We start from the raw sequence: 6,186 nt of genomic DNA, 5'->3' as shown, positions 1-6,186 counted from the left end.
GCTTTTTTATAATCCATTATAGAAATACCTTGGTTTCTTACCAATATACAGAAGTTTGCAAGGGTTTTCAAACCCCCATATTTTTAATTAAGTCTAAAAATTCAAAACTCACTTCGTTCAAACAGATGAATTTTCTTAACGAAATTTATTTAGTATTTTTTAGCTCTGCAGATGTTGCAACTGACGCATAAACTTGCTTGGCAAGTAGGGTGTCACTTTGGATTTTAGTCTTTTTGACCGAGTGGAGACGTTAAGAAAATGCAACTGTCTGAGGCTTTAGCCGAGTTTTGCATTTTTAGATGCAACGACCAAAAAAAGGCGTGAAGAAATCCATTTTGTGACACGATTTTTGGTTACTTTTGTAAAAAAGTGACATAATTGGCATTATAAATTAATGTTTGTAATATCCAATTCTTTTCTTATTCTGCTTCTAATCAATGCTGATAATTTATTTATATTATCTTCTACTTGTTTAATATTTTTTTTATCTAAGGCAATTGCAAAATTTTTAAATAAATCCCATTCGTCTTGCTCTCCATATGTTTGGAACATAGATCTTGATCTTAATATTTTGTCAGTTAAATCTTTATCCTTATTAAAAGGATCTTTACTAGATGCAAAAGAATTATAAATGGGTAAAAATGATTCTAGGGTTCTTAGTCTATGTTCTAACTTTTTCTTTGATATTTCATGTTCTCTATTTCGATTGTTATTATAAAACCAACCAAATATAATAACCAATACAGAGATAATCATTATCCAATCTCTTATTTCCATTTAAAACTCCTCCATCTTAAAAACTTCATAAGCCACTTCCTCATAAGGATGAGCTTCTTTTAAAACTTTTATAGCCTCTTTTATAAGCTCATCAGAACAAACCATTTCAATCTTATATTCTTGAACCTTTTCTACGATGTCAAGCTCACCTAGATGAGGATTCGCATCTCCTATAGGCTTAAACTGTCCAACTCCTAAAGTCTCAAAAGAGCAACATTCATAGTTCTCATATTTACCAACACCTATATCAAATAGAGCTTCTTTAGTTTTATCTTTAGCATCTACAGGCACGAAATAGTTTAATTTATACATACCTATGGCTTATCTAAGTAAGAAAGTAGTTCAGCATCTAGCTCTTTAGTTTTACTTGTTACTTCTTCTATACTATTAAATTCAAATCCACTTTTTGTATAGCAGATTACGCTTTCATCTCTACCTTCTAGTAAGCCATCAACTGCGTGAGTTATAAATTTGTAAGCCATTAGTCTGTCATATATACTTGGGTTTCCACCTCTTTGAATATGACCCAAAATACTCACTCTAGATTCCATTCCTAACTTATTTTCAAACCACTGAGCTATCTCAGAAGAGTCTTGTTTAATACCCTCTGAGACTATTGCTATAAAGTACTTTCTTCCATTGTTTATTTGCTCTTTAAAATCTTCTTCGTAAGATTTAAGGTCATACTCTTTTTCAGGTATTAAACACAGTTCTGAGCCAGATGTAAGATGCGATACTAATGCTAAGTATCCACAATTTCTTCCCATAGTCTCTATTACAAAAGCCCTTTTAAATGATGAAGCTGTATCTCTTATGGCATCTATAGATGTTTTTATGATGTTAAGAGCTGTGTCAACACCAAGCGAATAGTCAGTTGCATTAATGTCATTGTCTATAGTTGCAGGGATTCCACAAAATTTTATACCTGTTTCTTTATAAAAAATATCAAGTCCTCTAAATGAACCATCACCACCAAGAACTATTAGCATCTTTATCCCAAGTGCATCTAAGTTTTTTTTAGCAATATCTCTATACTCTTTTTGCATAAATCTTTTGCTTCGTGCACTCCCTATTTTTGTTCCACCGCTATTGATTATTCCAGAGACATCACAATAACTTGCTTGTTTTATTTTGTTGTCTATTAAACCTTCATATCCCTCATAAATAAAGTATGGAGTTAGATTCTTTTGAAGTGAATATTCAACGAAGTGTTTTAACGCAGGATTCATACCAGATACATCACCACCGGAGCAGAGAATAGCAATATTTTTCATAAAATTTCCAAAATTTAGTTTATATAGTTTACCATCATCTAAACTCAATTTAGATAAAATTTCATAATTTATTTTCGAGGTCCTTTAATGAAAAGAGCATTAGTAAGTGTAAGCGATAAGAATGGTGTAGTTGATTTTTGTAAATCACTTGTAAGTAACGGTTATGAGATTATCTCAACTGGTGGAACTTATAAAAAGTTAGTTGAAGCTGGTATAAAAGCTATTGAAATTGATGAAGTTACAAAGTTTCCAGAGTGTTTTGAAGGTAGAGTAAAAACTCTTAACCCTTATGTTCATGGTGGTATTTTACATCGTCGTGATAAGCAATCGCATCTAGATCAAGCAAAAGAGTTAGGTGTTGAGTCAATTGACCTAGTTTGTGTTAATCTTTATCCTTTTAAAGAGACTATTGAGAGAACTGATGACTTTGATGATATTATTGAAAATATAGATATCGGCGGACCAGCTATGGTTAGATCAGCTGCAAAGAACTTTGATTCTGTAATCATTGTAACTAATGTTGTTGATTATGATGAAGTTATAGATGCAATAGAAAATGAGAAAAATACAAAAGATTTCCGTCGTGGATTTATGATAAAAGCATATGAGCATACAGCAGCTTATGATTCAATGATTGCTAACTATATGAATGAGCGTTTCAACGGAGGTTTCGGTGAGAAACAATTTGTAGTTGGAAATAAAGTAATGAATACTCGTTATGGCGAAAATCCTCACCAAAAAGGTGCTCTGTACGAATTTGATAAGCACTATTCTGATAACTTCACAACTCTAAAAGGTGAAGCAAGTTTTAACAACTTAAATGACCTAAGCGGAGCTGTAAAAATAGCATCTGCATTTGGTGAAGATAATGCAGTGTGTATTTCTAAGCATGGTAATCCATGTGGTTTTGCAATTAAAGACAATTTACTTGATGCATATATTGAAGCACTTAAATGTGATCCTGTATCTGCATTTGGTGGTGTTGTCGCAGTTAATGGTGTTGTAAATAAAGAATTAGCAGAGAAAATGAATGAGATATTCTTAGAGGTTGTTATCGCTGGACGTATCACTCCTGAAGCTCAAGAAGTATTTGCTAAGAAGAAGCGTATCAAACTTTTTGAACAAGGTAGTGATAAGTTAATTTTAGCAAATGATAAAAAAGACTTCAAACACATCGATGGTGGATTTGTGTTCCAAGATGCTGATAAAGTTGGCGAAGATGAAGTTAAAAATGCAAAACTTGTTTCTAAAAATAAAGCTAAAGCTCAAGATATGAAAGACTTAGAAATAGCATACAAAGTAGCATCTCTTACAAAATCTAACTGTGTTGTATATGTTAAAAATTCTGCAATGGTAGCAGTTGGTATGGGTATGACTTCTCGTGTAGATGCAAGTCAATGTGCATTGAAAAAAGCTAAAGATATGGGTCTTGACGTTACTGGTGCAGCTCTTGCATCTGAAGCATTCTTTCCATTTCGTGACTCTATAGATGCAGCGGCAGCAGCTGGTGTTAAAAATGTAATCGAGCCTGGTGGTTCAATTCGTGATGAAGAAATAATAGATGCAGCTAACGAGTTTGGTATGAGCCTTTATTTCTCTGAAGTACGTCATTTCCTTCATTAGAGCTTATGTTTTTTTAAGTTCTATAGTATTACAATAGGATAAAAATAAGACAAAGGAAAGACAAATGTTCGGTTCATCAGCAAAGATAGCAGAAATAACTGCCAAATATGAAAAAAAGGTTTTAGACTTAGAGTCGCAAAACTCAGATTTAACACAAAGAATAAATGAACTTGAAGCATCAGCAAACGAGATTGTAGAAGAAGATAGTAACTCAGAAATTATAGAAATATTACTTAAAAGTTATGAAAGTGGAGTTGGTTTCTTACAAGGAACAATAGAAGATAATATTGTAGATTTAGAAGAAATCAACGAACTAAACAGAGAAACATCTACAAGAATGGAAAGTGTTGAATCTGAAACGGCTAATATAGCAAATAATATTGAAACAATACAGGTTCACTCAAATACTCTTACTGATGATGCAAATTCATTAAATGATAGTGTTAATTCTATTGCTGATATTATTAATCTAATTAAAGATATTTCTGATCAAACAAATTTACTTGCACTTAACGCAGCTATAGAAGCTGCTCGTGCAGGAGAACATGGTAGAGGTTTTGCTGTTGTTGCAGATGAAGTTAGAAAACTCGCTGAGAGAACTCAAAAAGCTACACAAGAAGTTGAAATAAACATTAATGGATTAAAGCAAAATTCTAATTCAATGATGGAAATATCTAAAGATTTTATCACTGAGTCATCTTCAGTTATAAATATTCTTGATTCTTTTAACCAAAATATTGCTGAAGTAAATAGCAATAGTATTACTATAAAAAATAAAACAAATGATGTAACAAATGAACTTCATGTTAGTAATGGTAAAATTGATCATATTTTATTAAAATTATCTGCATATGAAGGGCTGATAAACTCTTCATCTGTAACAATAAGTGATGAGAATTCTTGTAGATTTGGACAATGGTTCTCTGTTGCTTCTAGTGGTTTTCTTAAAGGCAATTCTCTAATAAATAGTATTGTTAAACATCATTCAAATGTTCATAGAGGTTTACAAGAAACTTTAGAATATGCTAAAAATGATGATCAACCTAAAGCATCAAAAAGATTAGGAGATGTAGAAATGTCTAGTGACGTAGGCTTTAAAGAACTATTATCTGCTGTAAAGAGTACGAGGGCATAATCTTCGTACTTGATTGACTTCCACTCAACCCTTATGATATAATCCCACTTAATCAATAAATCACTATATATATAAATTTTAGGAAAATATGAATGGCTAAATCGTTATACGAAACTCTTGAAGTATCAGAAAATGCTAATGAGAGCGAGATAAAAAAGGCATATAGAAAATTAGCAAGACAATATCACCCCGATGTAAACAAAGATAAAAATGCAGAAGATAAATTTAAAGAGATTAATTCTGCATATGAAATACTAAGTGATAAAGAGAAAAAACAACAATATGATATGCATGGTGATAGCATGTTTGGTGGACAAAATTTTCATGATTTTTCTCGTTCACATCAAGGTGGTGGGCAAGGTGATTTAGATGATATCTTACGTCAAATGTTCTCTGGCGGTGGCGGAGCTGGAGGCTTTGGTAGCTTTGGCGGTGGAGGAAATCCATTTGGTGGAGGTGGCTTTGGTGGACAACAGCAACAACAACCAAATCTTGACATCGAAACAAGTGTAACTATTCCATTTAGTGTTTCTATTCTTGGTGGTTCACACTCTGTATCAGTTAATGGTGAGAGATTTGACATTAAAATTCCAGCTGGCGTAAAAAATGGCGAGAAGATGCGTGTTAAAGGAAAAGGACATGCTCAATCTGGACGTGCTGGAGATCTGTTTTTAAAGATTACTGTTGCATCTAACCCTGAATATATAAGAGAAGATGATGATCTTGTTAAAATATTTGATGTTCCTCTTTATGCGGCACTTTTTGGTAATAAAATTGCTATTCAAACATTAGAAAAAGAGATTAAACTAAAAGTTCCACAAAACACTAAAAATGGACAAAGATTCCGTGTAAAAGAGATGGGTGCAATGAACCGTAAAACAAAGGTTCGTGGGAATTTATATCTAGAAGCAAATATAGTTTTACCAAAAGTTGACGACTTAGATGAAGATTTAGTTGAAGTAATGAAAGAAAAACTACCTCAAGAATAAAGGAGTTAGAATGATACACCAATATGATGAGCCTGTTTATCTAATAAGTATAGTTGCAAAAATATTAGATATTCATCCTCAGACTCTTAGACAGTATGAACGAGAAAACCTTATATGTCCATCACGTTCAAATGGTCGTATAAGACTCTATTCTCAAAGAGATATTGATAGAATAAAACTTATTCTTAGACTTACTCGCGAACTTGGGGTAAATCTTGCAGGTGTTGATATTATTTTAAGACTTAAAGAAAATGTGGATGATATGGAGACAGAGATAGCTGAGTTACGTCACGAAGTTGCTTCTGCTCAAAATACCCATTCAGTTTCTCCTGATAAAGCATTAGTTACAAAAAAATCTATTTACGAGATGATTATCTTCGAGTAGAAA

General features: G+C 32.5%; 8 protein-coding genes. 5 read left to right on the top strand and 3 right to left on the bottom strand.

Features of this window, described 5'->3' with window-relative positions; translation table 11 throughout:
- Positions 1-191 (top strand): hypothetical protein (locus QZZ48_RS05255; protein WP_294962742.1); only part of this gene is annotated, 191 nt, incomplete at its 5' end.
- Between the two features lie 193 nt (positions 192-384).
- Here the strand turns inward: QZZ48_RS05255 and QZZ48_RS05250 are convergent.
- Genes QZZ48_RS05250 through QZZ48_RS05240 form a run of 3 tightly spaced genes read right to left on the bottom strand, consistent with a single transcriptional unit; the run spans position 385 to position 2,051 of the window.
- Positions 385-777, bottom strand: coding sequence for a hypothetical protein (locus tag QZZ48_RS05250; protein ID WP_294962739.1), 393 nt, complete (start codon positions 775-777; stop codon positions 385-387).
- Positions 778-1,089, bottom strand: coding sequence for an NGG1p interacting factor NIF3 (locus QZZ48_RS05245; protein WP_294962738.1), 312 nt, complete (start codon positions 1,087-1,089; stop codon positions 778-780).
- A gap of 2 nt (positions 1,090-1,091) precedes the next feature.
- Positions 1,092-2,051, bottom strand: coding sequence for a 6-phosphofructokinase (locus QZZ48_RS05240; protein ID WP_294962736.1), 960 nt, complete (start codon positions 2,049-2,051; stop codon positions 1,092-1,094).
- A gap of 87 nt (positions 2,052-2,138) precedes the next feature.
- On the opposite strand from QZZ48_RS05240, the gene purH reads away from it, so the two are divergent.
- The 4 genes from purH (at position 2,139) to QZZ48_RS05220 (ending at position 6,183) form a co-directional block, all read left to right on the top strand.
- Positions 2,139-3,674, top strand: coding sequence for a bifunctional phosphoribosylaminoimidazolecarboxamide formyltransferase/IMP cyclohydrolase (gene purH / locus QZZ48_RS05235; RefSeq protein WP_294962734.1), 1,536 nt, complete (start codon positions 2,139-2,141; stop codon positions 3,672-3,674).
- A 64-nt stretch (positions 3,675-3,738) separates the two neighbouring features.
- Complete coding sequence (locus tag QZZ48_RS05230) at positions 3,739-4,809, top strand: methyl-accepting chemotaxis protein (protein WP_294962731.1); 1,071 nt, start codon at positions 3,739-3,741, stop codon at positions 4,807-4,809.
- A 92-nt stretch (positions 4,810-4,901) separates the two neighbouring features.
- Entirely contained in the window at positions 4,902-5,798 is an 897-nt protein-coding gene (locus QZZ48_RS05225) for a DnaJ C-terminal domain-containing protein (protein ID WP_294962728.1), read from the top strand.
- A gap of 10 nt (positions 5,799-5,808) precedes the next feature.
- A complete protein-coding gene (locus QZZ48_RS05220; protein WP_294962726.1) occupies positions 5,809-6,183 on the top strand; it encodes a helix-turn-helix transcriptional regulator in 375 nt (124 codons plus the stop codon).
- The last annotated feature ends 3 nt before the right edge of the window (positions 6,184-6,186 follow it).

The sequence above is a fragment of the Sulfurimonas sp. genome, from assembly GCF_016744025.1.
Lineage (GTDB): Bacteria > Campylobacterota > Campylobacteria > Campylobacterales > Sulfurimonadaceae > Sulfurimonas.
This window is presented reverse-complemented; position numbering and strand designations above follow the sequence as displayed.